The sequence below is a fragment of the Burkholderia sola genome (genome assembly GCF_905400185.1).
GTDB classification, from domain to species: domain Bacteria; phylum Pseudomonadota; class Gammaproteobacteria; order Burkholderiales; family Burkholderiaceae; genus Burkholderia; species Burkholderia sola.
In genome coordinates this window covers 831,498-857,652 of sequence record NZ_FR989676.1, presented here as the reverse complement: position 1 = coordinate 857,652, position 26,155 = coordinate 831,498, and the positions used below count along the sequence as shown (strand labels likewise).

The 26,155-nt window shown below is 67.2% G+C and carries 24 protein-coding genes; 9 read left to right on the top strand and 15 right to left on the bottom strand.

Going from position 1 to position 26,155, the window contains the following annotated elements; translation table 11 throughout:
• Window positions 1-103: 103 nt before the first annotated feature.
• The 8 genes from KR541_RS20390 to KR541_RS20355 form a co-directional block, all read right to left on the bottom strand.
• Entirely contained in the window at window positions 104-1,006 is a 903-nt protein-coding gene (locus KR541_RS20390) for an SMP-30/gluconolactonase/LRE family protein (protein WP_216089753.1), read from the bottom strand.
• A 50-nt stretch (window positions 1,007-1,056) separates the two neighbouring features.
• Complete coding sequence (gene araH / locus KR541_RS20385) at window positions 1,057-2,076, bottom strand: L-arabinose ABC transporter permease AraH (RefSeq protein ID WP_050013427.1); 1,020 nt, start codon at window positions 2,074-2,076, stop codon at window positions 1,057-1,059.
• A gap of 31 nt (window positions 2,077-2,107) precedes the next feature.
• Window positions 2,108-3,655, bottom strand: a complete 1,548-nt coding sequence (gene araG, locus KR541_RS20380) for an L-arabinose ABC transporter ATP-binding protein AraG (RefSeq protein ID WP_089489916.1) — start codon at window positions 3,653-3,655, stop codon at window positions 2,108-2,110.
• A gap of 21 nt (window positions 3,656-3,676) precedes the next feature.
• A complete protein-coding gene (locus KR541_RS20375; protein WP_050013429.1) occupies window positions 3,677-4,690 on the bottom strand; it encodes an arabinose ABC transporter substrate-binding protein in 1,014 nt (337 codons plus the stop codon).
• A 96-nt stretch (window positions 4,691-4,786) separates the two neighbouring features.
• Entirely contained in the window at window positions 4,787-5,716 is a 930-nt protein-coding gene (locus tag KR541_RS20370) for a Gfo/Idh/MocA family protein (protein WP_050013430.1), read from the bottom strand.
• Window positions 5,717-5,741: 25 nt separating this feature from the next.
• Complete coding sequence (locus KR541_RS20365; RefSeq protein ID WP_050013431.1) at window positions 5,742-6,671, bottom strand: dihydrodipicolinate synthase family protein; 930 nt, start codon at window positions 6,669-6,671, stop codon at window positions 5,742-5,744.
• A 49-nt stretch (window positions 6,672-6,720) separates the two neighbouring features.
• Window positions 6,721-8,079: an MFS transporter gene (locus tag KR541_RS20360; RefSeq protein WP_204383951.1), complete on the bottom strand. Its 1,359-nt coding sequence runs from the start codon at window positions 8,077-8,079 to the stop codon at window positions 6,721-6,723.
• 125 nt (window positions 8,080-8,204) lie between these two features.
• Window positions 8,205-9,956, bottom strand: a complete 1,752-nt coding sequence (locus KR541_RS20355) for an IlvD/Edd family dehydratase (RefSeq protein ID WP_089489919.1) — start codon at window positions 9,954-9,956, stop codon at window positions 8,205-8,207.
• 114 nt (window positions 9,957-10,070) lie between these two features.
• Here KR541_RS20355 and KR541_RS20350 point away from each other — a divergent pair, with 114 nt between their 5' ends.
• On the top strand, window positions 10,071-11,021 hold the full coding sequence (locus tag KR541_RS20350) for a LysR substrate-binding domain-containing protein (protein WP_050013434.1): 951 nt from the start codon (window positions 10,071-10,073) through the stop codon (window positions 11,019-11,021).
• A gap of 18 nt (window positions 11,022-11,039) precedes the next feature.
• Here the strand turns inward: KR541_RS20350 and KR541_RS20345 are convergent, their stop codons facing one another.
• Window positions 11,040-11,516 carry an OsmC family protein gene (locus tag KR541_RS20345; RefSeq protein WP_050013435.1) on the bottom strand — a complete coding sequence of 159 codons (477 nt, stop codon included), beginning with the start codon at window positions 11,514-11,516 and terminating at the stop codon, window positions 11,040-11,042.
• Window positions 11,517-11,656: 140 nt separating this feature from the next.
• Here KR541_RS20345 and KR541_RS20340 point away from each other — a divergent pair, with 140 nt between their 5' ends.
• Window positions 11,657-12,298 carry a GntR family transcriptional regulator gene (locus KR541_RS20340; RefSeq protein ID WP_050013436.1) on the top strand — a complete coding sequence of 214 codons (642 nt, stop codon included), beginning with the start codon at window positions 11,657-11,659 and terminating at the stop codon, window positions 12,296-12,298.
• 43 nt (window positions 12,299-12,341) lie between these two features.
• Here KR541_RS20340 and KR541_RS20335 read toward each other — a convergent pair whose 3' ends face one another.
• Window positions 12,342-13,049 (bottom strand): TetR/AcrR family transcriptional regulator, encoded by a 708-nt coding sequence (locus KR541_RS20335; RefSeq protein ID WP_050013437.1) that lies wholly within the window; start codon window positions 13,047-13,049, stop codon window positions 12,342-12,344.
• A gap of 142 nt (window positions 13,050-13,191) precedes the next feature.
• Window positions 13,192-14,247: a LacI family DNA-binding transcriptional regulator gene (locus tag KR541_RS20330; protein WP_050013438.1), complete on the bottom strand. Its 1,056-nt coding sequence runs from the start codon at window positions 14,245-14,247 to the stop codon at window positions 13,192-13,194.
• Window positions 14,248-14,435: 188 nt separating this feature from the next.
• Here KR541_RS20330 and KR541_RS20325 point away from each other — a divergent pair, with 188 nt between their 5' ends.
• From KR541_RS20325 to KR541_RS20305, 5 genes are all read left to right on the top strand, one after another.
• On the top strand, window positions 14,436-15,593 hold the full coding sequence (locus tag KR541_RS20325; RefSeq protein ID WP_089489922.1) for an ABC transporter ATP-binding protein: 1,158 nt from the start codon (window positions 14,436-14,438) through the stop codon (window positions 15,591-15,593).
• Window positions 15,594-15,602: 9 nt separating this feature from the next.
• Window positions 15,603-17,597: a beta-galactosidase gene (locus KR541_RS20320; RefSeq protein ID WP_089489923.1), complete on the top strand. Its 1,995-nt coding sequence runs from the start codon at window positions 15,603-15,605 to the stop codon at window positions 17,595-17,597.
• A gap of 68 nt (window positions 17,598-17,665) precedes the next feature.
• Window positions 17,666-18,925 (top strand): ABC transporter substrate-binding protein, encoded by a 1,260-nt coding sequence (locus KR541_RS20315; RefSeq protein WP_050013441.1) that lies wholly within the window; start codon window positions 17,666-17,668, stop codon window positions 18,923-18,925.
• Window positions 18,926-18,980: 55 nt separating this feature from the next.
• A complete protein-coding gene (locus tag KR541_RS20310; RefSeq protein ID WP_050013442.1) occupies window positions 18,981-19,925 on the top strand; it encodes a carbohydrate ABC transporter permease in 945 nt (314 codons plus the stop codon).
• A gap of 21 nt (window positions 19,926-19,946) precedes the next feature.
• Window positions 19,947-20,798, top strand: a complete 852-nt coding sequence (locus tag KR541_RS20305; RefSeq protein ID WP_050013443.1) for a carbohydrate ABC transporter permease — start codon at window positions 19,947-19,949, stop codon at window positions 20,796-20,798.
• A 186-nt stretch (window positions 20,799-20,984) separates the two neighbouring features.
• Here the strand turns inward: KR541_RS20305 and KR541_RS20300 are convergent, their stop codons facing one another.
• Window positions 20,985-21,938 carry an aromatic alcohol reductase gene (locus tag KR541_RS20300; protein WP_089489925.1) on the bottom strand — a complete coding sequence of 318 codons (954 nt, stop codon included), beginning with the start codon at window positions 21,936-21,938 and terminating at the stop codon, window positions 20,985-20,987.
• Window positions 21,939-22,031: 93 nt separating this feature from the next.
• Between KR541_RS20300 and KR541_RS20295 the strand changes: the two genes are divergently transcribed.
• Window positions 22,032-22,445 carry a winged helix-turn-helix transcriptional regulator gene (locus KR541_RS20295; protein WP_050013445.1) on the top strand — a complete coding sequence of 138 codons (414 nt, stop codon included), beginning with the start codon at window positions 22,032-22,034 and terminating at the stop codon, window positions 22,443-22,445.
• A gap of 175 nt (window positions 22,446-22,620) precedes the next feature.
• Here KR541_RS20295 and KR541_RS20290 read toward each other — a convergent pair whose 3' ends face one another.
• Window positions 22,621-23,019 (bottom strand): nuclear transport factor 2 family protein, encoded by a 399-nt coding sequence (locus tag KR541_RS20290; protein ID WP_080334230.1) that lies wholly within the window; start codon window positions 23,017-23,019, stop codon window positions 22,621-22,623.
• Window positions 23,020-23,100: 81 nt separating this feature from the next.
• On the opposite strand from KR541_RS20290, the gene KR541_RS20285 reads away from it, so the two are divergent.
• On the top strand, window positions 23,101-24,042 hold the full coding sequence (locus KR541_RS20285) for a LysR substrate-binding domain-containing protein (RefSeq protein WP_213346138.1): 942 nt from the start codon (window positions 23,101-23,103) through the stop codon (window positions 24,040-24,042).
• Window positions 24,043-24,122: 80 nt separating this feature from the next.
• On the opposite strand, the gene KR541_RS20280 is transcribed toward KR541_RS20285, so the two are convergent.
• Window positions 24,123-24,506 (bottom strand): hypothetical protein, encoded by a 384-nt coding sequence (locus KR541_RS20280; RefSeq protein ID WP_050013447.1) that lies wholly within the window; start codon window positions 24,504-24,506, stop codon window positions 24,123-24,125.
• 173 nt (window positions 24,507-24,679) lie between these two features.
• Window positions 24,680-26,134, bottom strand: coding sequence for a DEAD/DEAH box helicase (locus tag KR541_RS20275; RefSeq protein ID WP_050013448.1), 1,455 nt, complete (start codon window positions 26,132-26,134; stop codon window positions 24,680-24,682).
• Window positions 26,135-26,155 lie beyond the last annotated feature (21 nt).

The window sequence follows — 26,155 nt, the reverse complement described above, 5'->3', positions numbered from 1 at the left end:
CGTGTAAAAGAAAAGCCCCCGATCCTTCACAAGCCGGAGGCTTTCGTTGTTCTGCGCCATTTCGGGTTGCCAGCCGATAGCACCTGCCGTCCACATCCGCCATTCATCCAGTACGTGTCCCGGCAAACCGCGCAGTCGGCAGCCCCACATACCGCGTCTGCGCGACGAACACACCGCCCGCGTGCGCGTCGCTCGCCAGCGCATCGTCGCTCAGGTCAACACGCGCACTCGTCACATACAACCGGCCGTCACCGTCAATCGCAACGCAGCTCGGCTGCGCGGTCGGCACCGCCACGCGGTCCGTCTCGACGCCATCGGGCCCGTAGCGCACTACCCGCCGCCCACCCCACTGCGCATTCCACAGCCCGCCGTCGCGATCGACGATCGAGCCGTCCGGATCGCCGTCGGCATCGGTCAGCCGCGCAAATGACCGCACGTTCGCGACATCGCCGCCCGCGCGGTAATCGCACACAAAAATCTCGCGCACCAGCGAATCGCAGAAATACATCTTCGACCCATCCGGCGAGAACCCGATGCTGTTCGCGATCGCGGCCGGCGGCAGCGCAAGCCGCTCGAGCGTGAGGTCCGGATTGAGCCGATAAAACCCGCCGACCGCGCGCGGCGGATCGCCACCTTCGTCCTTCATCCCGAACACGAACGCGCCGGCCCCGTCGCAGCGCCCGTCGTTGAGCCGCGTCGGCAAATCGGGCTCGACGTCGACGATCCGCGTGAACGCACCGCTGCGCAGATTGAAGAAAGCGAGATGCGTAGCGAGCCCGACGAGCAGCACGTCCGGCTCGTCGGTCAGCGCAAAGCACGCGAGCCGCTCGGGCATCGCCCATTGCGCGAGGTCCGAACCGTCCGCGCGGCAGCGCCACAGTTGCGCGCCTTCGATGTCCACCCAGTACAGCGCGTGCGTCCTGTCGCACCACGTCGCGCCTTCGCCGAGCGTGTTGCGGCTGTCGGCCAGCAGCGTCGCCGCCGTGCCCGGATGAGTCTGTTGCATGCCGTCTCCCGATATTCGTCGTATTTGCAGGCGGCCGCGCGTGGTCGAAATCAGATCTTCATCGCGCGCCGCTGGTTGCGACGATACTGGTCGAACAGCACCGCGAGCAACAGAATTCCGCCGCGTATCAGATATTGGTAAAAGGTCGGCACGTTCAGCAGGCTCATCGCGTCCTGCACGGAGCCCATGATCAGCACGCCGACCAGCACGCCGGAGATCGTCGCGACGCCGCCCGTCAGCGACACGCCGCCGAGCACGCACGCGGAAATCACGCCGAGCTCGAGACCGACCGACGTCTTCGGGTCGCCGAGGCTCATCCGCGACGCGAGCATCACGCCGGCGAAGCCGGTCACGAGCCCCTGCAGCACGAACACGGCGATCTTGATGCGCATCACCGGCAGCCCCGCGAGCAGCGCGGCCTCGCCGTTGCCGCCGACGGCCAGCACGTTCTTGCCGAACACCGTCTTGCGCAGCAAAAAGCCGAACACGACGAAGCCGACGATGTTGCTCCAGATCGGAAACGAGATGCCGAGGAACGACCCGCCGCCGAGATCGAAGAAGCGCTCTTCCGAGATCATCACCGCGTCGCCGTTCGACGTGATGAATGCGAGCCCGCGCACGACTTCCATCATCGCGAGCGTGACGATCAGCGAGTTGATCCGGTAGCGCGCAATCAGCACGCCGTTCACGAGCCCCACCGCGCCGCCGGCGAGCACGCCGGCCGCGACGCCGAGCACGATGCTGTGCGTCGCGGTAATCAGCGTCGATGCGACCACACCCGAGAACGCGACGATCGACGCGACCGACAGGTCGACTTCGCCGAGCGCGAGCACGAACATCATCGTCACCGAGATCGAACCGATCAGCGTGACCGATAGCAGCAGGCCCTGGATGTTGCGCGGCGTGAGGAAGTCCGGCACGGTCAGCGACAGCGTCGCGAACAGCACCAGAAACACCATCACGATGCCGGAGCGGTTGATCAACTGCCACACGCCGCCGCGCGCGCGCGCGGGCACGGCGGGCGTATCCGGGGAGGGGGAAGTACGTTGGGGTTGCATTGCCTGGCTCATAACGTTTGCTTTCCAGTTTGACTGCGGGCCGCTAGCGCGGCAGCGCGAGCTTGATCAGCGCATCGGGCGTCGCCTGCGCCTTCGCGACCTCGCCCGCGATCCGTCCTTCCTTCATCACGACGATGCGGTCCGACACGCCGATCACCTCGGCCAGATCGCTCGACACGAGGATCACCGTGCGGCCCGCTTCCGCGAGTTCGTAGAACAGGTTGTAGATTTCGGCGCGCGCGCCGACGTCGATGCCGCGCGTCGGCTCGTCCATCAGGAACACGTCGATGCGCTCGGCCAGCCAGCGCGCGAGCACGACCTTCTGCTGGTTGCCGCCCGACAGCGCGCCGATCGGCGTTTCGCCGTCGCGGGTCTTGATCGCGAGGCGCTCGATGTATTTCTGCGCGAGCTCGCGTTCGCGCCGCCCGTCGAGCAGCACGCGCGCCGGGCTGAAATGACGGCGCGCGCTGATGTTGAGGTTGTCGGCCACCGACGCGATCGCGACGATGCCTTCCTGCTTGCGGTCTTCCGGGCACAGCGCGATGCCGGCACGCACCGCGTCGCGCGGGCTGCCGAACGCCACCCGCTTGCCGTTCAGCTCGACGTGGCCGGCGGTCGGCCGTACCGCGCCGTACAGCAGCTTCATCAACTCCGAGCGGCCCGCGCCGACGAGCCCGAAGAAGCCGACGATCTCGCCGCGCCGCGCGGTGAACGACACGGACTCGGCCAGCCCCGGCCCCGCCAGCCCCTTCGCTTCAATCAGCACGTCGCCGGCCGGGCGCGGCCGGTAGCCGTACACGTCCTCGATCGAGCGGCCGACCATGCAGCCGATCAGCCGGTCGCGGTCGAGATCGGCGACGGAATCGAACGTGTCGATGCGGCGGCCGTCGCGAAACACCGTCACGCGGTCGCACAGTTCGTACACTTCCTCCATCCGGTGCGTGACGTAGATGATCGCGCGGCCTTCCGCGCGCAGCGCACGGATGATCCGGAACAGTTGCGTGGTTTCGCGTGCGGACAGCGAGCTCGTCGGTTCGTCGAACGCGATCACGCGCGCATCGCGCATCAGCGCCTTGCCGATCTCGATCATCTGGCGCTGGCCGATCGACAAATACTTCACCGGGATGCCCGGATCGATGTGCTCGCCGAGCCGCTCCAGCGCATCGAGCGCGCGCGCGGCGAGCGCACGTTCGTCGACCACGCCGAGCCGGCTCGGCAATTGCCCGAGCATCAGGTTTTCCGCGACCGTCAGCTCGGGCACCAGATGCAGCTCCTGGTAGATGATCGCGATGCCGGCCTCGAGTGCCGCGCGCGTCGACGCGAAGCGCTGCGCCGTGCCGTTCAGCGTCAGCGTGCCGGCCTGCGGCTGGTTCACGCCGGACAGCACCTTCAGCAGCGTCGATTTCCCCGCGCCGTTCTCGCCCATCAGCCCGTGCACTTCGCCCGCGCGCACCGACAGCGACACCGCGTCGAGCGCACGCACGCCCGGAAACGTCACGGTGATGCCGTCGAGCGCGAGCAGCGGGCCGTCCGGCGGCGTACCCGCTTCGGCGTCGTGGCCGGACACGGCCGTCATCGTCTGCATCGTCATCGCGTTCTCGCCTCGCCCCGCTCAGATACCGAGTTCGGCGCGCACGGCCTGCCAGTTCGCGCGCGTCATCAGCTTGCCGCTCGTCTGCGTGTCGGCCGGCGGCGTCTTGCCGTTGCGGATCCAGTCGACGAGGTTCTGCGTGCTGTCCTTGCCGTGGTTCGTCGAGCTGACCGCGATCGTCCCGTAGAAGCCGGTCGGCTCCTTCTTCTGGAACTCGGCGAACGCCTCGCCCGCGCCGTTGATGCCGACGCCGATCACGTCGGCCGCCGGGATGTGCAGCTGTTCGGTCGCGCGCACCGCGCCGAGCACGGTTTCCTCGTTCAGCGCGTAGACCACCCATTTCTTCACGTTCGGATGGCGGGCGAGCACGGGCGCCGCCGCGCTGAAGCCGCCTTCGTCGTCGGTCGTCTTCTGCGGCGCGTCGAAGATGTTCTCCTTGCGGAAGCCGTTCGCGAGCAGCGCCTGCGTCGCGCCGTCGGTGCGCAGCTTCGCGGTCGGCAGCTCGTAGTTCGTGATCCGCAGCGCGCCGACTTCTTCCGGCTTCCAGCCGCGCCGCTTCATCTCGTCGGCGATCGCCTGGCCGACCTGGTTGCCGATCTTGGTCGCCGACATCCCGAGGTGCGGCACGTTCGGCAGCGGCTTGCCGCTCGAATCGACGAGCTGGTCGTCGACGGTCACGAACTTCATGTTGTAGCGCTTCGCGCGCGACGCGATCGCCGGCCCGAGGCGCACGTCCGGCGCGCAAATCACGAAGCCCTGCGCGCCTTGCGAGCCGAGGTTGTCGATCGCGGCCAGCACCTTCTCGCCGTCGGGCGTGCCGATCTTCACGACCGAGAAGTTCTCCTTCTGGCCGAGCGCGGATGCCGCATTCTGCTCGTTGATGAACCACGCCTGCTCCGGCATCTTCACGAGGAAGCCGATCTTCAGCGGCGCATCGGCATGCGCGGCGCCCGTCATCCCGAGCGGCGCGATGCAAAGCGCGGCCAGCAGCGCGCGCAGGGTGTGTCGACGGATCGTGTGAGTCGTGCGGTTCATGGTGTCTCCTTGGTATCGGCTGATGCCGTGATGCGTGTCGAAATATCAATCAATCGTCGCGTGCGCTTCATGCTTCATGGCGAAGCGCACGCAGGTTCAGCGGCCGAACGCGTCGGTCTGCACGCGCCGGCCGAACAGGAAGGCATCGGCGACGAGCCGCAGCGGCCGCACGTCGACGTCGCTTTCTCCACGCGCGATCAACGCGTGGAAATGCGCATACAGCGCCGGGTATTCGCGCTCCGGCCCGATCTCGACCGGCTCGCCCGCGATCGACAATTGCGCGCCGCCGCGGCTGATCGCGAGCACGCCGTCGGCCGTGTCGACCGCGATCTCCCATTGCTCGACCGGGCCATGCCGCCAGTCGAATTCCGCGCGCACCGGTACGCCGTCGGTATCCGCGCAATCGAGTTCGGCCGCGATCGGCATCTGCGCGTCGCTCGGTACGATCAGCGTCGCCTCGCGCAGCACCAGCTCGCGCGGCAGGATCCGCGTGACGATCGACAGCGCGTTGATGCCCGGATCGAACACGCCGAGGCCGCCCGGCTCCCAGATCCACTGCTGCCCCGGATGCCAGCGCCGCACGTCTTCCTTCCAGCGCACCTGCACCGCGCGGATCGTGCGTTGCGCGAGCCATGCACGCGCCGGCTCGACCGCGCTCGCGCAGCGCGAATGCCAGGTCGCAAACAGCGTGAGGCCACGCTCGCGGGCCAGCGCGTCCAGCGCCGCCACTTCGCCGAGCGTCGCGCCCGGCGGCTTCTCGAGCATCACGTGCTTGCCGGCTTCGAGCGCCGCGCGCGCCTGCGCGTAGCGCACCTGCGGCGGCGCGCACAGCGACACCGCGTCGAGCTCGGGCTCGGCGGCCAGCAGCGCGTTCAGATCCGGATAATTGCGCACGCCGTTGACTTCTGCGTGACGGCTCGCGCAGGCAGTCAGCGCGAAGCCCGGTTCGGCGGCGATCGCCGGCAAATGCTGGTCGCGGGCGATCTTGCCGATCCCGACGACACCCAGCGAAATTGGATGGCTCATCGTGCGTCTCTCCTTCGCGAATCGCTCAGCGCGCCCAGCGCAGCACGAGCGGATCGAGCCGGCGCGCGATCGCGAGCAATTCCGCGCGCGTGTCCGGGTGCAGTTCCGGCATCGGATGCCGCGGCCGCTCGCACGCGATCACGCCGCCTTCGCGCATCAGCGCCTTCGCGGTGAGGATCCCGGATTGGCGGTTCTCGTGATTGATCAGCGGCAGCCACGTCTGGTAATGCGCGAACGCATCGTCGTGGCGCCCGTCGCGCCATGCTTCGAGGATCGGCCGGATACCGTCCGGGAAGCCGCCGCCCGTCATCGCGCCGGTCGCGCCCGCATGGAGGTCGGCGAGCAGCGTGATCGCCTCCTCGCCGTCCCACGGCCCCTCGATCGCGTCGCCGCCGAGCCGGATCAGCTCGCGCAGCTTGTTCGCCGCACCCGGCGTCTCGATCTTGAAGTACGCGACCTGCTCGATCTCGCGGGCCATCCGCGCGAGGAACGGCGCGGACAGCGGCGTGCCGCTCGCCGGTGCGTCCTGGATCATGATCGGGATGTCGATCGCATCGGACACGCGCGCGAAGAAATCGAAGATCTGCGCTTCCGGCACGCGAAACGTCGCGCCGTGATACGGCGGCATCGCCATCACCATCGCCGCGCCGAGCTGCTGCGCGCGCAGGCTGCGCGCCGCGCAAACCTGCGTGCTGTAGTGCGACGTCGTGACGATCACCGGCACGCGGCCGGCGACGTGTTCGAGGATCGTGCACGTGAGCACGTCGCGTTCGTCGTCGGTGATCGCGAACTGCTCGGAGAAGTTCGCGAGGATGCACAGCCCGTCCGATCCGGCGTCGATCATGAAGTCGACCGCGCGCTTCTGGCTCGCGAGGTCGAGCTCGCCGGTGTCGGAAAACGTCGTCGGAACGACGGGGAAGATGCCGCGATAGCGCGGTGTGCTGCTCGATGTCATGGTGGGTCCTGCGTCAGTCGAATCGGCGTTCAGCCGGAAAACAAGGCGTTCAGGATTCGCGGGCGAATGCGCCCGCGGCCGGCTCGGGCGCGCGCAGTGCGGCCCGGACCACGAACGTCATCAGCACCGCGAACAGCAGCGTCGCCGCGAGAAAGTACAGGCCGGCCGCGAGGCTGCCGGTCGATGCCTTGATCAGCCCGATCCCGTACGGCCCGACGTAGCCGCCGAGATTCGCGAGCGAATTGATCGCGGCGATGCCGACCGCGGCGCTCGTGCCGGCCAGGAATTCGCCGGGCAGCGCCCACACGACGGCCTGGATCGAATAGAGCGAGAACGCGGTCAGGCAGATGAACATGAATTGCAGCGCCGGCTGCCGCACCCACGCGCTCGCGGCCATCGTCACGGCGGCGGCCGCCGACACGACGACGATGTGCCAGTAGCGCTCGCGCTTGCGATCCGAATGGCGCGGCACGACGAGCAGGCCGACCACCGCGAACAGGTAGGGCACGGCGGACAGCAGGCCGGTCGTCGCATCGCCGGCGCCGAACGCGTGGATGATCGTCGGCAGCCACAGCGACAGCCCGTAGATGCACAGCGGGAACGGCAGGAACAGCGCGGCGAGCAGCAGCACGCGGCGGTCGCGCAACGCGGCGAGCGGATTGCCGTGCGAATCGGGGCGATACGTGTCGCGGTCGGCGGCGAGCTGCCGCGCGATCCAGCGGCGTTCGTCGTCGTTCAGCCAGCGCGCATGCGCGGGCGATTCGGGCAACAGCCGCAGCGTCGGCCATGCGAGCAGCACGGCCGGCAAGCCGCTGACGACGAACAGTGTCTGCCAGTCCGACAGGCCGAACCACCCGTGCGTCGACAGCAGCCATCCGGCGAGCGGCCCGGTGACGATACCGGCGAGCGGCTGCGCGAGCACGAGCAGGCCGATCACGCGGGCGCGATCCCGCATCGGGAACCATTGCGTGAGGAAGTACAGGATGCCGGGATAGAGGCCGGCTTCGGCCGCGCCGAGCAGGAAGCGCAGCATGTAGAAGCTGGTCGGCCCCTGCACGAGCGCCATCGCCATCGTGATCACGCCCCACGTCGCGAGGATGCGCGCGAACCACACGCGTGCGCCGAAGCGGCCGAGCGCGAGGTTGCTCGGCACCTCGCACAGGAAGTAGCCGATGAAGAACAGTCCGGCGCCGAGCCCGTACGCGGCGTCGCCGAGGCCGATCGCCGCGTTCATGTGGAGCTTCGCGAAGCCGACGACGGTACGGTCGACGTACGCGACCACGTAGATCAGCGCGAGGAACGGCACCAGCTTGCGCGTGAGCAGGCGGGTCAGTTGCCGTTCGTCGACGGCTGCCGGAGAGTCGGACTGGTCCGCCGCGGCCTGCGCGGGCGTGTACTGCGTCGTCATCTTGTCTCCTGTCGGCCGCCGTTAGCGCTTTTACGGCGGCCCCACGCTTCGCGGTCGGCCCACGTTAGCGCTTCAGCGCTTACGCGGGCCGTATCTCTGCACAACCGGCGGTCACCGCCCGCCACTCAATGCGAATGGCTCGGCACGTCCGCGCCGCGCATGCCGACCAGGAAGTCGAGGTCGCACCCCTCGTCGGCCTGCAGCACGTGATCGATATACAGCCGTGCGTAACCGCCCTTGCCGAGCTGCCCGGCCACGCCCGGCGCCGCGGTCGGATCGACGTCCGACAGGCGGCGCTGCAGCTCCTCGTCCGTAATGTCCAGATGCAGCGTGCCGGCCTCGCAGTCGAGTTCGATCCAGTCGCCGTTGCGCACGGCAGCAAGCGGCCCACCGGCCGCGGCTTCCGGCGCGACGTGCAGCACGACCGTGCCGTACGCGGTGCCGCTCATCCGCGCATCGGAAATCCGCACCATGTCCTTCACGCCCTGGCGCAGCAGCTTCGGCGGCAGCCCCATGTTGCCGACCTCGGCCATGCCCGGATAACCGCGCGGCCCGCAATTCTTCAGCACCATCACCGAGCTCGCGTCGATGTCGAGCGCTTCGTCGTTGATCGTCGCCTTGTAGTGGTCGAGGTTCTCGAACACCACCGCGCGGCCGCGATGCTTCAGCAGTTCGGGGCTCGCCGCCGACGGTTTCAGCACCGCGCCGCGCGGCGCGAGATTGCCGCGCAGGATGCAGATCCCGCCGTCCGCGATCAGCGGGCGGTCAAGCGGACGGATCACTTCATCGTCGTAGTTCGGCGCTTCGCGCACGTTGTCCCACAGCGACTTGCCGTTCACGGTCAGCGCATCCGGGTGCGGCAGCAGCCCGCCTTCGCCGAGCCGGCGCAGCACGGCCGGCAGGCCGCCCGCGTAATAGAACTCTTCCATCAGGAAGCGCCCCGACGGCATCAGGTCGACGATCGTCGGCGTGTCGCGGCCGATGCGCATCCAGTCTTCCAGTTCGAGCGGCACGCCGATGCGGCCGGCAATCGCCTTCAGGTGAATCACCGCATTGGTCGAACCGCCGATCGCCGCGTTCGCGCGGATCGCGTTCTCGAACGCCGCGCGCGTCAGGATCTTCGACAGCACGAGCCCTTCGAGCGCCATCTCGACGATCCGGATACCCGACATGTGCGCGAGCACGTAGCGGCGCGAATCGACGGCCGGAATCGCCGCGTTGTGCGGCAGCGCGACGCCGAGCGCCTCGGCCATGCACGCCATCGTCGACGCGGTGCCCATCGTGTTGCAGGTGCCGGCCGAGCGCGACATCCCGGCTTCGGCCGACAGGAAGTGATGCACGTCGATCTCGCCGGCCTTCAGCGCTTCGTGCAGCTGCCACACGGCCGTGCCCGAACCGATGTTCTTGCCCTCGAGCTTGCCGTTCAGCATCGGGCCGCCCGACACGACGATCGCCGGCACGTCGCAGCTTGCCGCGCCCATCAGCAGCGCGGGCGTCGTCTTGTCGCAGCCGGCGAGCAGCACGACCGCGTCGATCGGGTTGCCGCGGATCGCTTCCTCGACGTCCATCGACGCAAGATTGCGCGTGAGCATCGCGGACGGGCGCAGGTTCGATTCACCGTTCGAGAACACCGGGAACTCGACCGGGAAGCCGCCCGCTTCCGAGATTCCGCGCTTCACGTGCTCGGCGAGCTTGCGAAAGTGCGCGTTGCACGGCGTCAGTTCGGACCACGTGTTGCAGATGCCGATGATCGGCCGGCCGTCGAATTCGTGATCGGGAATGCCCTGGTTCTTCATCCAGCTTCGGTACATGAAGCCGTTCTTGTCGTTCGTGCCGAACCATTGAGCGGAGCGCAGCCTGGGTTTTGTTGCCGACATCGTCAGTCCTGTGGTGACGGGATACCGGCGCAGTCTAGGCAGAATTTTGATAACTGGCTAATGACGATTTAGGCGATTACGATATCGATTCAGATATCGATATAAACCCGTACGATGACCGAAGCCAGCCCGTGGGGAAACCGCGCCCGCCTGAAGACGCGCCAGTTGCTGCTGCTCGTCGCGCTCGCCGACGAAGGCAGCATTCACCGCGCGGCGGCCGCGCTGAACATGACGCAGCCGGCCGCGTCGAAGCTGCTGCGCGAACTCGAGGAATCGATCGGCGCGGTGCTGTTCGAGCGCCTGCCGCGCGGGATGCGGCCGACGCTGTACGGCGACGCGCTGATCCGCCACGCGCGCGCGGCGCTCGGCAGCCTCGACCAGGCGCGCGAGGAGCTGGCCGCGCTAAAGGCCGGGCATCTCGGCCACGTCGCCGTGGGGGCGATCACGTCGCCGGGCCTGCGGCTCGTGCCGCCGGCCGTCGCCGCGGTGAAGGGCACGCATGCGGGCCTGCACGTGTCGGTCGAGATCGACACCAGCAACGTGCTGCTCGAACACCTCGCTCAGGAAAAGATCGACATCGTGCTCGGCCGGCTGTCCGCCGAACACGACAAGCTGCGCCTGCGCTACGAACCGCTGACCGGCGAGTCGGTGGCCGCCGTCGTGCGGCCCGGCCACCCGCTGCTCGCGCAGGCGCCGCTGTCGCTCGCAGACGTGCAGCGCGCCGCGTGGGTCGTGCCGCCGGCCGGCAGCGTGCTGCGTCACCGCTTCGAGCTCGTGTTCCAGCGCGCGAGCCTCGCGCCGCCGGCGAACGTCGTCGAGACGGCCGCGCTGCTGTTCATCACGCAATTGATCGAGCAGAGCGACATGATCGCGGTGCTCGCCGAGGACGTCGCGCACTACTACGCGCGGCACGGCATCGTCACGGTGCTGCCGCTGGAGATGGATTGCCGGATGGACGATTTCGGGCTCATCACGCGCACCGACCGGCTGCATTCGCCGGCCGTCGCGGTGATGGTCGATGCGATTCGGGCCGCGGCGCGGGAGGTTTACGGCGTCGCGCCGTGACTGTGCAGCTGCGGTTGCCTACTCCGCGGCAAACTCGACCACCGGTTCGCAGCGAATCGGGAAGTTGACCGAATTCGCGATGTAGCACTGCGCATGCGCATCGTGATGCAGATGCGCGGCCCGTTCGCGATCGTCGCCGGCCCGGATCGTCACCTGCGGCCGCAGCACGATCTCGGTGAAGCGGCCCGCTCCGGCGCCGTCGACCATCATGCCTTCCGCGTGGTCGACGTAGGCCAGTACGCGGATGCCGGCCTCCGCGCACAGATGCAGATACCAGAGCTTGTGGCATGCCGACGCCGACGCGAGCAGCAGGTCTTCGGGGTTCCAGCGCGCCGCGTCGCCGCGGAACGCCGGGTCCGACGAACCGGGGATATCCGGCTTCGAACCGGCGCGGATCACGTGATCGCGGCCGTACTCGCGATACCCCGACGTGCCGGTGCCGCGATTGCCCGTCCACTCCACTGCGACGCGATAGTGATGTTCACCCGATGCCATCTCGCTCTCCATTGATGTCGGTTGTCTTGACCGGTCCGAACGGGCCGGACGCCGTTACGTGAAGCCCGCCGGTGATCGCCATTCTGGCACCGGATCGTCGTTTGGTATACCATTATTCCAAAATAACGGAACACGCAGGCATGGAAGCCAAACTCGACTCCACCGCTGACGCGGTCGCCGCGTCGCTGCGCGACATGATCATCAACGGCGAGCTGGCGGCCGGCGAGCGGCTCGTCGAGCGCGACCTGGCCGAACGGTTCGGCATCAGCCGAATTCCGATGCGCGAAGCGATCCAGCGGCTCGAACGCGAAGGCTTGCTCGATATCTTCAGGAATCGCGGCGCGGTCGTACGGACGCTGAGCGCGTCCGACGTGCAGGAAATCTACGATTTGCGCGTGCTGCTCGAAGGCGATGCGATCTACCGCAGCGTGAAGCGGCTCGACGACGAGACGCTCGCGCGCGCCGAACTCGTGCATCGGCTGCTCGGCGATGCGACGGCGCCGCGCCGGCAAGGCGAGCTGAACCGCGAATTCCACGCGTTGCTGTATGCGTGCTGCGGCAACGCGCGGCAGTTGAAGTCGATCGCGGAGCTGCGCAGCCAGGTCGAACGTTACGAGCGCCTGCAGGCCACGCTGCTCGCGGATACGCCGTCGTTCCAGGTCGATCACGAAGAGATTCTGCAGGCATGTCGCGAACGCAATGCGCGGGCGGCACGCGCGATGACCGTCGCGCATCTCGATTCGGCGCGACGCACCGTGCTGCGGCTCGTCGAAGGTGGTTGAGGCCGGCGCGACGATGCGCGCGGCCCACATCGTCAGCGGGATATCAGCGTGAAGCGCGGCGCTTGCCGGTTTTCGTGGGCGCCGGCGCAGTAGATTGCGCCATGTCCGTGATGTGCCGCAGCGCGATTTCACGCCAGAGCGCGAATGCGGCCCGCGCCACGGCAGGGTCACTGCCCGTCACGACATCGATGGTCAACCCGCGGATCATCGATCCGGCCAGTAACTGCAATTGCGTGATCTTGAGCGCAATCGCACGATCGAAACCCGCGACGGCATCGTCCATCAATGCGCGAAACCCCTCGCCGAACGGCCTGAGGATACGCGTCACCGCCTCGTCGAGCTCCTTGTCGGCGCGCCGCGCCAACTGGATCTCCATGCTGGCGGCGAATAGCGGCGTGCCGATGAGCACGCCCGCGACATCGAGCATCCGGTCGATCCGCTCGAGCGGCGTCGTGGCGCTGCGCGCCGCGCGTTCGAACTGCGCGAAGCGATCGCCGGTGAGCCGTTCCTGCACCGCGGCCATCAATTCCGCCTTGGTCGGAAACTGGTGCTGCATGGCGCCCATGCTGACGTCGGCCTCGCGCCGGATCGCGAGCGTCGTCGCGCCAGAATAGCCTTCCCTGTGCAGCAGCGATATCGCGGCGGCAATGACGCGCTCACGCGTCGCCTGGCTGCGCTCCGCCTGCGTGGGCCGGCGTGCGCGCGCCGTGCCGGAAGCCGATGCCGTACCTGTCTTGACGGTTTTCTTCATTCACGTATTGGATCGAGCGCCGAAGCGGGCGCGGGTCGGCGGTCTGGCGTAGCCGCCGGCTGGCTGGGTCGCTGCCGGCGGCTGTCCACGGATGCGAATTCTACCAACGAACCTCGCGCCGCCACCTGGCCGGTTCGCGGCCTTACGTGCGGCGCGACCGCCCGGCACGGTGCGGTGCGCGGCCGTGCACCGGCCCCGTCGTACCGCGCACCGCCAGCGTCGGCGGTGACGCGACCCGCACGCGCGATGCGTCGTCACCCCGCCCGCCCGCCTCGCGCAGCGTATTGAGCAATTCGACCGCGATACCGGCCGCCTCGGCGGTCGGGATCGCGACGGTCGTCAGCGTGGGCCGCGTGTCGCGGGCGAGATGGATGTCGGTGATGCCGACGATCGACAGATCGTCGGGCACGCGCCGGCCGCGATCGGCCGCCGCGTGCATCGCGCCGATCGCCGGCAGGTCGTTGGTCGCGACGAGCGCGGTCAGCTCGGGATGCGCATCGAGCAACTGCCCGGCCGCGCGCACGCCGCCCTCGATCGAATCGTGCCCGGCGCCGACGCGCGACGCGTCCAGCCCGGCTTCGCGCATCACGTCGACGCAGCCGTCGTAGCGCGCGGCCTGCACGCCGTTTGCCGACCCGCCGACGATCACGCCGATCTCGCGATGGCCGAGTTCGAGCAGATGCCGCGTCGCGATCCGCCCCGCCTCGCGGAAATCGATCGCCACGCATGGCAGCCCGTCGGGCGGCGCCTCGGGCCGCTCCCACAGGCACAGCACGACCGGCACACCGCGCCGCGCGACGTCGAGCAGATCCGGCAGATGCAGGTTCGCGTTGGTCACGAGAATTCCTTCGGAGACCGTGCCGGCGATCTGGTCGAGATACGCTCGCCCCTGCAACGGATCTTCGTTCGTGTTGCAGACGATCAGGAACTGCCCGTTGCGGCGCACCGCGCGCTCGACCGCCAGCGCGAACTCCGGATAGAACGGGTTCGCGATGCTCGATACCATCAGCGCGACCGTCGGCGCGCGCCCTTCCGCCAGCGCCCGCGCGGCGAGATGCGGCCGATAGCCGAGCGCGTCGACCGCTTCGAGCACCCGCGCGCGCGTCGCGTCGCCCACCCGGCCGCGGTCGCGCAGCACGTTCGACACCGTCGCGGCCGTCACGCCGGCGCGGCGCGCCACTTCATCCAGTGTTGCCATCGCTTACCCACTATATGAGACGTCGATCCAGTATTTGCTTCGCTCACCGAAGCGGCGCACTATCGCCGCACACCTTGCCGCCCGCCAACGGGCGCGACTCGGCCGCGATCGCATCGCCCCTTTTTTTGATCGCGGTGATTAAGCGCTTAATCAAGTCGTACGGCGCATTAAAACATGGAGCGGAGACAATGGCGAGCATCTCGATGCGACGCGTGCAGAAAGCCTACGGCGAGCACGCGCCGGTCATTCGCGACGTCGATCTGGAGATCGGCGCGCACGAGTTCTGCGTGTTTCTCGGGCCGTCCGGATGCGGGAAATCGACGCTGCTGCGCATGATCGCCGGGCTCGAGGATCTGAGCGCCGGCGAGTTGTCGATCGACGGCCGCCGCGTCGACGACGTGCCGGCCGCCCAGCGCGGCGTCGCGATGGTGTTCCAGAGCTACGCGCTGTTTCCGCACATGACGGTGTACGAGAACATGGCGTTCGGGCTGAAGCTCGCGCGCGTGCCGAAGGCCGAGATCGACCGGAAGGTGCGCGACGCCGCGCGCATCCTGCAGCTCGACACGCTGCTCGAGCGCAAGCCGAAGGCGCTGTCCGGCGGCCAGCGGCAGCGCGTCGCGATCGGCCGCGCGATCGTGCGCGAGCCCGGCGTGTTCCTGTTCGACGAACCGCTGTCGAACCTCGACGCGGCGTTGCGCGGCCAGACCCGCATCGAGATCGCGCGGCTGCATCGTCAGTTCGAACGCGCGAGCGTCGTCTACGTGACGCACGACCAGACCGAGGCGATGACACTCGCCGACAAGATCGTGCTGCTGCACGCCGGCGCGGATACCGCACAGCACGGCAGCATCGCGCAGGTCGGCGCGCCGCTCGACCTCTACCACCATCCGGCCAGCCGCTTCGTCGCGGGCTTCATCGGCTCGCCGCGGATGAACTTCCTGCCGGCCGTCGTGACCGCATGCGACGCGCGTCGCACGGCCGTCACGCTCGTGCCGTCCGGCGAAACCTTCGTGCTGCCGCGCGACGGCTCGGCGCTCTCCGCCGGCGCCGCCGTGACGCTCGGCATCCGCCCCGAACACCTGACGCTCGGCGCCGCGCCCGACGCGACGACGCTCGCGCGCGACGTCGCGCTCGTCGAACGCCTGGGCGAGCAGACCTACGTGCACCTCGATCCGGCCGGCCAGCCGAACGCGACGCCACTGATCGCGAAAGTGCCCGGCGACGCGCAGGTGCGCACCGGCGAACGCGTGCACGTGCACGCGCCGGCCGCGGCCTGCCACCTGTTCACCGAAGACGGCCGCGCGGTGCCCGCGTGCGCCGACCTTCCCGTCCACCACTACGCATAAGGATCGGGCATGCGCCTCGGAGTCTGTTACTACCCCGAACACTGGCCGGAATCGATGTGGGCCGACGACGCCCGCCGGATGAAAGCGCTCGGCATCGAGCAGGTGCGGATCGCCGAATTCGCATGGAGCCGCATCGAGCCGTCGCCGGGCGAATACGACTGGGGCTGGCTCGACCGCGCGGTCGACGTGCTCGGCGCGGCCGGCCTCGAGATCGTGATGTGCACGCCGACCGCGACGCCGCCGAAATGGCTGGTCGACCGCCATCCCGATATCCTCGCGATCGGCGCCGACGGCCGGCCGCGCGCGTTCGGCTCGCGCCGCCACTACGACTTCTCGTCGCCGACCTATCTCGAAGCGTCGCGCCAGATCTGCACGGCGGTCGCCGAACGCTACGGCCGCCACCCGGCCGTGCGCTACTGGCAGACCGACAACGAGCTGGGTTGCCACCAGACCGTCGTCAGCTACTCGCCGGCCGCGCTCGTGCGCTTTCGCGAATGGCTGAAAGCGCGCTACGGCACGATCGGCGCGCTGAACCGCGCGTGGGGCACCGTGTTCTGGAGCATGGAGTATCGCCATTTCGACGAAGTCGACGCGCCGGTGGGCACCGTGACCGAAGCCCATCCGTCGCATCGCCTCGACTACCGGCGCTTCGCGTCCGACGAGCTCGCGCGCTATCACCGGATGCAGGTCGACGTGATCCGCGCGCACTCGCCGGGCCGCGTCGTCGCGCACAACTTCATGCAGCTGTTCACCGAGTTCGATCACTACGAAGTCGCGCGCGACCTCGACGTCGCGACGTGGGACAGCTATCCGCTCGGCGCGCTCGAGGAGCTGTGGTTCGCGCCCGACGTGAAGGCGCGCTGGCTGCGTACCGGCCATCCCGATTTCGCGTCGTTCAATCACGATCTCTATCGCGGCATGTCGAAGCTGCCGTTCTGGGTGATGGAGCAGCAGCCGGGCCCGGTGAACTGGGCGCACTGGAACCCCGCGCCGCTGCCGGGCATGGTGCGGCTGTGGAGCTGGGAAGCGTTCGCGCACGGCGCCGGCTGCGTATCGTACTTCCGCTGGCGGCAGGCGCCGTTCGCGCAGGAGCAGATGCACGCGGGCCTGAACACCCCCGACAACCGGCTCGACGAAGGCGGCCGCGAAGCGCAGCGCGTCGCGCAGGAAATCGCCGCCGTGCTCGACGCCGGCGCGGATGCCGACGCAACCGGCCCGGTGCGCGCGCCGGTCGCGCTGGTGTTCGACTACGAAGCGAAATGGCTGTTCGAAGTGCAGCCGCAGGGCGCCGATTTCCACTACCCGCGTTTCGCGTTCGAGTACTACTCGGCGCTGCGCTCGCTCGGCCTCGACGTCGACATCGTGTCCGCGCATGCGCCGCTCGACGGCTACCGGCTCGTCGTCGTGCCGCCGCTGCCGGTCGTGCCGGACGATTTCGCGTCGCGGCTCGCCGCATCGGGTGCGCACGCGGTGTTCGGCCCGCGCACCGGCTCGAAGACGGCCGACCTGCAGATTCCGCCGGCGCTGCCGCCCGGCCCGCTCGCATCGATCCTGCCGGTACGCGTGTGGCGCGTCGAATCGCTGCGGCCGAACCTGACCGAACGGATCGACGGCACGCTGCGCGACGGCTCGCCGCTCGCGGGCGAAGCGCGTCACTGGCGCGACCTCGTCGAATTGAACGACGACGGCGCCCGCTGCGTCGTGCACGCACGCTTCGCCGACGGCCATCCGGCCTGCGTGTCGCACGGCACGCTGCACTACTGGGCCGCGCTGTTCGACGACGCGACCACCGCGCGGCTGTTCGCCGATGTCGCAGCCGTTGCGGGCCTGGCCCCGACGCCGCTCGGCGACACCGTGCGCGTGAGCCGGCGCGGCGGCCTGACCTACGTATTCAACTATCGCGACACGCCGCATGCGATCGACGGCGTACCGCCGTCCGCGTTCGTGGTCGGCGCCGCGCAGGTCGAGCCGCAAGGCGTGGCCGTGTATCGAAGCCGTTCGTAGCAACCGCCCCCGGCGCCGCCACGCGCCGGGTCACGCACAAACAACGACACACAGGACTGGAGACACTCATGACCCATCGCCCCCTTCGCGTCGCTGCCCGCCTGGCGAGCGCCGCCGCCATCGCGTTCGCGTCGTTCGGCGCGACGACGCCCGCCGATGCCGGCACGCTGACCATCAACATCGCGTTCAAGGGCGCGAGCCAGCGCGCCGTGTGGCAGTCGACGATCGAAGCGTTCCACAAGGCCCATCCCGACATCGACGTGAAGCCGACCTTCGTCGACGAGGAAGCGTACAAGGTGCAGCTCCCCGCGTGGCTCACGACCGTCGCGCCGGACGTCGTGAACTGGCACGCGGGCGAGCGGATGGCGTACTACGCGAAGCGCGGACTGTTCGAGGACCTGAGCGGCGACTGGACGAAGAACGGCTGGGACGCGATGTACGCGTCGACGCGCAGCGCGTCGTCGTATAACGGCAAGCAGTACGCGGCGCCGACCGTCTACTACTCGTGGGGCCTCTTCTACCGCAAGGACCTGTTCCGCAAGGTCGGCATCGCCGACGAACCGAAGACCTGGGACCAGTTTCTCGATGCGTGCAAGAAGCTGAAGGCGGCCGGCATCACGCCGATCGCGATCGGCGGCCGCGACGCGTGGACGCTCGCCGGCTGGTTCGACTATCTCGACCTGCGCCTGAACGGCAACGCGTTTCACCAGCAGCTGATGGCCGGCGACGTGGCGTACACCGACCCGCGCGTGAAGAAGGTCTACACGACGTGGAAATCGCTGATCGACTCGGGCTACTTCATCGACAACGCGCTGTCCTACGATCTCGACGGCGCGCAGCCGTTCCTGTTCCAGGGCAAGGCCGCGATGATGCTGATGGGCACCTTCATCGCGGCCGGCTTTCCGCCGAACGTGAAGCCGGAAATGGGCTACTACCGCTTCCCCGTCATCGACCCGAAGGTGCCGACCGCCGAGGACGGCCCGGTCGAATCGCTGCACATCCCGACCAAGGCGAAGAACAAGGCCGACGCGCACACGTTCCTCGCATTCGTCGAAACGCCCGAGATCGGCGCGAAACTCGCCGAAGGGCTCGGTTCGCTGTCGGCCAACAGCAAGTCGCCGGAGCCGGCCGATCCGATCTCGCGGATCGGCTTCCGGATCCTCGCCGACACGAAGGGCGGCGTCGCGCAGTTCTACGACCGCGACATGACGAAGGAAATGGCCGACGAGGGGATGAAGGGCATGCAGCAGTTCGTCGCGAATCCCGCGCAGCTCGACACGGTGCTCGCGCAACTCGAACAGACCCGCAAGCGGATCTACAAGAAGTGACCGCGTGACCCAACCGGCGGCGGCGCGCCGCCGTGTCCGTTTCAGGAGGCTTGCCGTGTCCAGTCCGATCGCGTCCCCCCCGCCCGCCGGCGCCGCGCCGCCGTCGCGCGGCTCATCCGCCGACGCATTGCCCGCGCGCCGCCCGTCGCCCGCCGTGCGGCGGCAACGGCGCGCCGCGTGGCTCTTTCTCGCGCCGGCCTGCGCGATGGTGGCCGTCTATGTGATCTGGCCGATCCTGTCGACGCTATGGCTGAGCCTGTACAACTGGGACGGGATGACCGAGCGCACCTTCGTCGGCCTCGCGAACTACGCGGAGTTGCTGCATGCGCCGACGTTCTACACGGCGCTGCGCAACAACGTGATCTGGCTCGTGCTGTTCATGCTCGCGCCGCCGCTCGGCCTCGCGCTCGCGCTCTACCTGAACCAGGCGGTCGGCGGCATCCGGCTCGTGAAGTCGCTGTTCTTCGCACCGTTCGTGCTGTCGGGCGTGGTCGTCGGGCTGATCTTCTCGTGGTTCTACGATCCGACCTTCGGGCTGCTCGCGCTCATCGCCGGGCACGGCATCCCGGTGCTCGGCGACGCGCGCTACGCGACCTTCGGCATCGTGTTGGCCGCGCTGTGGCCGCAAACGGCGTACTGCATGATCCTGTACCTGACCGGCCTCACGTCGGTCAACCCGGAACAGATCGAAGCCGCACGGATGGAAGGCGCGCGCGGCTTCGCGCTGCTGTGGCACGTCGTGCTGCCGCAGCTGCGGCCGACCACGTTCATGGCGATCGTCGTCACCGTGATCGGCGCGCTGCGCAGCTTCGACCTGATCTCGGTGATGACGGGCGGCGGCCCGTTCGAGAGCTCGACCGTGCTCGCGTATTACATGTACGACCAGGCGATCAAGTACTACCGGCTCGGCTATTCCGCGTCGATCGCGGTCGTGCTGTTCGCGATCATGCTCGTCTACATCGCGTTCCAGTTGCGCCGCATGCTGCGCAACGAACAGTGACCTTTCGGGAGTTCATTCATCATGTTTCCGACACCCGTTGCCCACTGGAAGCCGGTATCGCGCCGGCTGTACAAGCTGTCGCTGCCCGTCGCGCTCGTGATCTGGCTGCTGCCGATGATCGCCGTGTTCGTCACGTCGGTGCGCTCGACCGAGGAACTCGTCGAAGGCCATTACTGGGGCTGGCCGCGGCATTTCTCGATGATCGAGAACTATCGCGACGCGCTGACCACGTCGCCGATGCTGCACTACTTCTGGAACAGCGTGCAGATCACGGTGCCGTCGGTCGTCGGCTCGATCGCGCTCGCGGCGATGGCCGGCTTCGCGCTCGCGACCTACCGGTTTCGCGGCAATACCGCGCTGTTCGGCACGTTCGTCGCCGGCAACTTCGTGCCGGTGCAGGTGCTGATGATTCCGGTACGCGACCTGTCGCTGCGCCTCGGCGTGTTCAATACCGTCGAAGCGCTGATCCTGTTTCACGTCGCGTTTCAGACGGGGTTCTGCACGCTGTTCCTGCGCAACTTCATCAAGCAGCTGCCGTTCGAACTGATCGAGGCGGCGCGCATCGAAGGCGCGGGCGAATGGACGGTGTTCTGGCGCATCGTGCTGCCGCTGATCCGGCCGGCGCTGGCCGCGCTCGCGATTCTCGTGTTCACGTTCGTGTGGAACGATTACTTCTGGGCGCTGTGCCTCACGCAAGGCGACGAGGCCGCGCCGATCACGGCGGGTGTCGCGGCGTTGAAGGGGCAATGGACGACGTCATGGAATCTGGTATCGGCCGGGTCGATCCTCGCCGCGCTGCCGTCGGTCGCGATGTTCTTCGCGATGCAGAAGCATTTCGTCGCGGGGCTCACGTTCGGCGCGACGAAAGGCTGAACGCGCGCCGGTTGCGTTTTCGCATCTCCCCCTCCGCATCGTGAGGTTGCCCGCTTCGGCGGGCTTTTTTCATGCCTTGCGGGTTGGGCGGATGTCGGTTGGTGAGCCTGATCCGCCATCCCGGCTTCAACGCTGTCGACGATCGCCTGTCGTCGATGCCGTTTATCCGGATGGTCGGGCTTGCGATTACTCGCCGCGACCCGAAGCGAGGTTGGCATGGATCCACGACGCCACGTCGGTGACCGGGATGGCGTGGCGTTGATTGAACGTCCCGCTCTTGTCCCATGCGACGCCCCGCCCTTGAGCAAATGCCGCACGGTACTTGCGCATCATGTTGTTCGGATCGCGCGCCAGCTCGTCGAGCAAATACTGCTCACTCCATACCGAACGGCTGAAGGGACGGCCGAGGCCCGCTTCCAGCTTGTCGGCGACCTCCCCGTAAGTCACGGTGTCGCCGGCCAGATACACGATCTCGTTCCGGATACGGGGTTCGGCGAACACGATCGCGGCAGTCAGCGCGCCGATATCGTCGGGCGTCGTCAGCGTCACGGCGGTGTCGAGGCTACCCAGCGCGTGGACTGCGTCGTTTTTCAGGTCGACTACGCCGAAGTCCGGCTCGAATAGATAGCTCGTGAACATGCCGGTCGAGATGACGACCCACTCGGTCTCGTGCTGACTACGCAGCAATTCGCGCACGTCCAGCTGGGCGTCGAAGATGTCCTGCGGACTACCGCGACCGATCACGTCGAAATCGACGCCGAACTGCCAGGGGAAGTACCTCGGGATGCGCGCCTGCAACGCAGCCCGCGCCAACTTCATCGGCGTGTCGATGCCGGCTGTAATGCCCGCGCAACCGATTACCGTGTCATATCGCGCGAACAGGGCGGCGAGTTCATCGATGGAATGCTTCACGAAATCGCCTACGACGATCTCGATTCCAAGCGCGCGAATCTCCGCGATATCATGCCGCTTGGCGGGTGCGCTGGACTCGAGGGCACTCGCGCGCAGCAGCACGCTGACCTTCGCGCCGGCGACGTCCTTCGCTCTACGTGCAAGATTGCGGAGTACCGGGAGGCCGAGTTCGCCGGCACCGAGCACGAGGATGTTCCGAGAAGTCGCGTGAGGGTCTGTTGGGTTCATCGTCCAGCCTGCTGAGGAATGTGTTGCACGCAGTCTAGCGATGCACGGACATGTATGAAAGAAGGTACACGCGTGATACTGGGAGCCGGATAGTTGGATCGAGACGAACTTCTCCGATATTCGCAGACCGTGTGTGACGGCCTGCGAGACGATGATGACGGGTTGCGGCGGGAGGTGCTCGCCCATGCCGGAAGCCGTTGGTCGCTCGGTGTCGTCCACACGCTCGGCGTGTACGGCAGACTGCGCCATGCGGAAATCGGCAGGCGCATGCACGGGGTGACTCAGCGCATGTTGACGCGCACGTTACGGCAGCTCGAGCGTGACGGCCTGGTGCTCCGTCACGATTTCGAAGAAGTACCGCCTAGAGTCGAATACGAGTTGTCCGACACGGGCATGGACCTGCTCGTCAGGATGGTTCCGCTGTGGACCTGGATCGTCGAGAATGCGGACCGCTTCCGGGAAGCGAGGCAGAATTTCGACAGAGCGCACCGCGACACAGACGCGTAGCTTGCCGGGATTTCGACGCGCCTCGCAGATGGGTACGACTTCGATCGACATCGGTCGTCGAGACATATTTCGACCTGCTGACAAAACCTGGGAGACAGCGTCCGCGGAAGTTTGGCGTCGTGCGGAACTGCCGTCCGCACACGCCAGCCTTCGGCATCGAGCGACACCGATTCGACTACGCGTACTTGTCGCCGACCGTACTGCGAATCGGATGGGTGTCGTAGACGATGATCATCCGTTCGATGAGCCCCGCAGTGTCGAACTCGAACACGTCGACGCACTCGAAGTGCGCCACCGAACCGTCGTTCAGCGCCCAGTCGTAGATGAAGTAACCTGTCGCACGTCGAGCGCCGGTCGTGCTGACGCAGATATCGATCGGTGTAATCTTGCTTTCTCCGGATACGGCGGCGACCTTCGAAAAGAAGGGCCCGGGGTGCATCCAGCCGAGAAATGGCGAGAAAATCCGCGCGTCCGGCGTGAATAGCGCGCAGATGGCGCCGACATCGCCGCGCTCCAGTTCCCGCAGGTAAGCGCGAACCTGTTCCGTGTAGAGTGATTCCGACGTTGAGCCCAAAATTATCCTCCGATCGTTCGTCGACAACCCGTTCATTCGCCAGAACAGGGCATCCGGTAGACGCACGATAGCGACGCACCGATGACCGAACAATCGAAAAATTTGCATCCCGGGTATGCGGCGCATGCATATCCGCTGGCCGACCTGACGCGGCCGCTCCCGCCGCTGGCGGCAATTCAGTCGTTCGTCGCCGCGGCGCAACTGGGCAGCGTCAGCAAGGCCGCGGATCATCTATGCCGCACGCAAGGCGCGGTGAGCCGCCAGATACAGCAGTTGGAAACGCATTATCGATGCGCACTCTTCGTGCGCCATGTCTCGGGGCTGACGTTGACGCCGGAAGGCAATGCACTGCTGACGGTCGCGGTCAACGTGCTCACGCAACTGGTTCAGCATGCGGATTCCCATGCACGGGCGACCTCGGTGCTCACGTTGAAGTTGCCGTCCACGTTCGCCGTTCGCTGGTTGCTCCCGCGGCTGCCGGACATTCATCGCGCGATGAGCGGCACGGAGCTGCGTATTTCGACCTCCGCGGACGACACGCCGGATTTCACGACGTCCGACGTCGACGCCATCGTCGTGCGCGGCACGGGACAGTGGACCGGTATGGAAGCAGTACCGCTCTTTTCCGAGCGGCTCACGCCGATGTGCGCGCCCGCGTTGGCGACATCGCTGCGATCCGTTGCCGACCTTGCGCAGGTCGATTTGCTCCATCCCGGGCCCAGCCACGCAGAGTGGAGATGCTGGCTCGATCACGTGGGGGCACGCCAGACGGATGCGGGACGCGGGCTCGTATTCGATACCCTCGAATTGACGCTCGCGGCGTCGATGGAAGGACACGGCATTGCAATCGGCGACCCGCGAATGGCGAGAGACCGACTCCGTGCCGGATCGCTGGTGACCCCGTTTGAGGAAGTGGTTGAAGACGGCCTTTCCTACTTCCTCGTCTATCCGCCCCAACGGGCGGCACAACCGAAAATTCGGGCCCTCGCCGATATCTTGCTACGACTGGCGCGAGAAGATTGATCGATAGGCTAGCGTCCGATACGTGGTGCGAAGCCGACCTTCAAATCGCGCACCAACGTACCGACGAACGACGCGCCCGGTCAAAGATCCCCGCGCACTTCCCCGGTTCCCAACGCGCTCCGCTGCCGGTTGACCTCCGCCCACAGTTCATCGCTGTCGTCGTCGCGCAGCACGATCATCCAGTCCAGTTGCTCGTCGGTCACGCCGAAGTACGCCATAATTTCCCGCCGCACCCCATCGATGAACGCCGCGTATTCCGGCGTGGCCTGTGCCCGCGCGTGCAGTGCGTCGTATTCCGCATCGTCCACGCCGCCGCCCTGCTCGTCGATATAGCGCGAGATCCACTGGTCTCGTTCGTGGTCGTAATCGGCCTCGGCGCGCATCGCTTGCACAGCCGTGTAGAAATCCAGTTGGGCAAACGCGGCGATCGCCGCCGTTGTCGCCTCGTCGAATGTCGTCGTCATTCCATCTCTCACTTCAGTCATCGCACATCATGGGTCACGCGGCGAAGCCGCTATCGCGCGCGGTTTCAGGTCGCTCACGAGAAAACCGGCAGCGCTGTTCCGAACCACCCCTATGCGTTCACTGCATCGGACGGTTCGATCGTATCGGGCACTTTGAAAGGGAAGGATTCAGGCTACCTGGACGGTCTGCCAGGTTTGCCGCGACCACCAGCAGATTTACCGGCAGCCTTCCCCGGCGCCGGTTTGCCGGCCGGTTTGCTGCGCGGCTTGTGCACGCTGAACGGGCTGCCGATGGTGTAGTCCGGGCCTTGACCGGCACCATTGGCCGCCGCGTGCTGCACCCCAGGCTTGCGCTTGCCTTCGCCACCTTGCGTATGCGGCTTCTTGCCCGGCGTCTGCTTGGCCACCGGCCCAGCTTGCGGCACCTTCGGTTTCTTCGGCTTTTTGGGTTTCTTGATGATCTGGCCCGTCGCGCTGGTTTCCGGCACGCGGTGTTCGGCTTCGAAACCGGGCTCTTCCTCCCGGCGCAGCGTCTGCCGGATCAGCGCTTCGATCGCGGCCAGTTGTGGCGCTTCATCCGCGCACACGAGCGACACCGCGACGCCGCTGGCGCCCGCGCGGCCGGTCCGGCCGATACGGTGCACGTAGTCTTGCGCGACGATCGGCAGATCGACGTTGATCACCAGCGGCAGATCGTCGATATCGAGCCCGCGCGCCGCCACATCGGTGGCGACCAGCATCTGCACCTCACCCGTCTTGAAGCGCTCCAGCGCGCGCAAACGTGCGGGTTGCGGCTTGTCGCCGTGGATCGTATCGACCGCATAGCCGGCTTTCTCCAGCATCACCGCCAGATAGTCGACACCATTGCGGGTCTTGACGAACACCAGCGCGTGCTCCCACTTGTTCTGGGCCACCAGATGCATGAAGAGGTCGGGCTTGTTCCGCTTGTCGACCGGTACGACCCACTGCTTGATCTTGCTGGCCGTGGCGTTGGGCGGGCTGACGCTGATGTCGACCGGGCTGCGCAGAATGCCGGCCGCCAGCGTGCGGATTTCGTCGGAGAACGTCGCGGAGAACAGCAGCGTCTGGCGCTTGGCGGGCAACGCGGCAAACACCGCGTCGAGTTCGCGCGCGAAGCCGAGATCGAGCATGCGGTCGGCTTCATCGAGCACCAGCGTCTGGACCTGATCGAACTGCACGGCGTTCTGCCGATTGAGGTCGAGCAAGCGGCCGGGCGTCGCGACGAGCACGTCGACACCCTTGCGCAGCTTCATCATCTGAGGATTGATGCTCACCCCGCCGTACGCGGCCAGAAAGCGCAGATCGAGCCCCTTCCCGTACTCGACGAAGCTTTGCAGCACTTGCTCGGCCAGTTCGCGCGTGGGCACCAGCACCAGCACGCGCGCACGGTTGCTGGACACCGCCGGGCCGTGTTGGACGAGCCGTTGCAACAGCGGCAGCGCAAAGCCGGCCGTCTTGCCGGTGCCGGTCTGTGCGGCGGCCATGACGTCCTTGCCGCCGAGCACGACGGGAATCGCCTTGGCCTGCACCGGCGTGGGTGTCTGGTAATTGAGGCCCTGCAGATTACGCAGCAACGGCTCGATCAGGCCAAGCGAGGCAAAAGACATGGACGTGTTCCGGGCTAAAAC

Excerpts from the sequence above, each read along its gene's own strand:
- KR541_RS20325 (WP_089489922.1), top strand. The coding sequence starts at position 14,436 with ATGGCGAGCATCTCGATGCGACGCGTGCAGAAAGCCTACGGCGAGCAC.
- KR541_RS20315 (WP_050013441.1), top strand. The coding sequence starts at position 17,666 with ATGACCCATCGCCCCCTTCGCGTCGCTGCCCGCCTGGCGAGCGCCGCC.
- KR541_RS20375 (WP_050013429.1), bottom strand. The coding sequence starts at position 4,690 with ATGAACCGCACGACTCACACGATCCGTCGACACACCCTGCGCGCGCTG.
- KR541_RS20340 (WP_050013436.1), top strand. The coding sequence starts at position 11,657 with ATGGAAGCCAAACTCGACTCCACCGCTGACGCGGTCGCCGCGTCGCTG.
- KR541_RS20300 (WP_089489925.1), bottom strand. The coding sequence starts at position 21,938 with ATGAACCCAACAGACCCTCACGCGACTTCTCGGAACATCCTCGTGCTC.
- KR541_RS20365 (WP_050013431.1), bottom strand. The coding sequence starts at position 6,671 with ATGACATCGAGCAGCACACCGCGCTATCGCGGCATCTTCCCCGTCGTT.
- KR541_RS20280 (WP_050013447.1), bottom strand. The coding sequence starts at position 24,506 with ATGACGACGACATTCGACGAGGCGACAACGGCGGCGATCGCCGCGTTT.
- KR541_RS20305 (WP_050013443.1), top strand. The coding sequence starts at position 19,947 with ATGTTTCCGACACCCGTTGCCCACTGGAAGCCGGTATCGCGCCGGCTG.
- KR541_RS20350 (WP_050013434.1), top strand. The coding sequence starts at position 10,071 with ATGACCGAAGCCAGCCCGTGGGGAAACCGCGCCCGCCTGAAGACGCGC.
- KR541_RS20355 (WP_089489919.1), bottom strand. The coding sequence starts at position 9,956 with ATGTCGGCAACAAAACCCAGGCTGCGCTCCGCTCAATGGTTCGGCACG.
- KR541_RS20285 (WP_213346138.1), top strand. The coding sequence starts at position 23,101 with ATGACCGAACAATCGAAAAATTTGCATCCCGGGTATGCGGCGCATGCA.
- KR541_RS20320 (WP_089489923.1), top strand. The coding sequence starts at position 15,603 with ATGCGCCTCGGAGTCTGTTACTACCCCGAACACTGGCCGGAATCGATG.
- KR541_RS20275 (WP_050013448.1), bottom strand. The coding sequence starts at position 26,134 with ATGTCTTTTGCCTCGCTTGGCCTGATCGAGCCGTTGCTGCGTAATCTG.
- KR541_RS20345 (WP_050013435.1), bottom strand. The coding sequence starts at position 11,516 with ATGGCATCGGGTGAACATCACTATCGCGTCGCAGTGGAGTGGACGGGC.
- araG (WP_089489916.1), bottom strand. The coding sequence starts at position 3,655 with ATGACGATGCAGACGATGACGGCCGTGTCCGGCCACGACGCCGAAGCG.
- KR541_RS20330 (WP_050013438.1), bottom strand. The coding sequence starts at position 14,247 with ATGGCAACACTGGATGAAGTGGCGCGCCGCGCCGGCGTGACGGCCGCG.
- KR541_RS20335 (WP_050013437.1), bottom strand. The coding sequence starts at position 13,049 with ATGAAGAAAACCGTCAAGACAGGTACGGCATCGGCTTCCGGCACGGCG.
- KR541_RS20360 (WP_204383951.1), bottom strand. The coding sequence starts at position 8,079 with ATGACGACGCAGTACACGCCCGCGCAGGCCGCGGCGGACCAGTCCGAC.
- araH (WP_050013427.1), bottom strand. The coding sequence starts at position 2,076 with ATGAGCCAGGCAATGCAACCCCAACGTACTTCCCCCTCCCCGGATACG.
- KR541_RS20370 (WP_050013430.1), bottom strand. The coding sequence starts at position 5,716 with ATGAGCCATCCAATTTCGCTGGGTGTCGTCGGGATCGGCAAGATCGCC.
- KR541_RS20390 (WP_216089753.1), bottom strand. The coding sequence starts at position 1,006 with ATGCAACAGACTCATCCGGGCACGGCGGCGACGCTGCTGGCCGACAGC.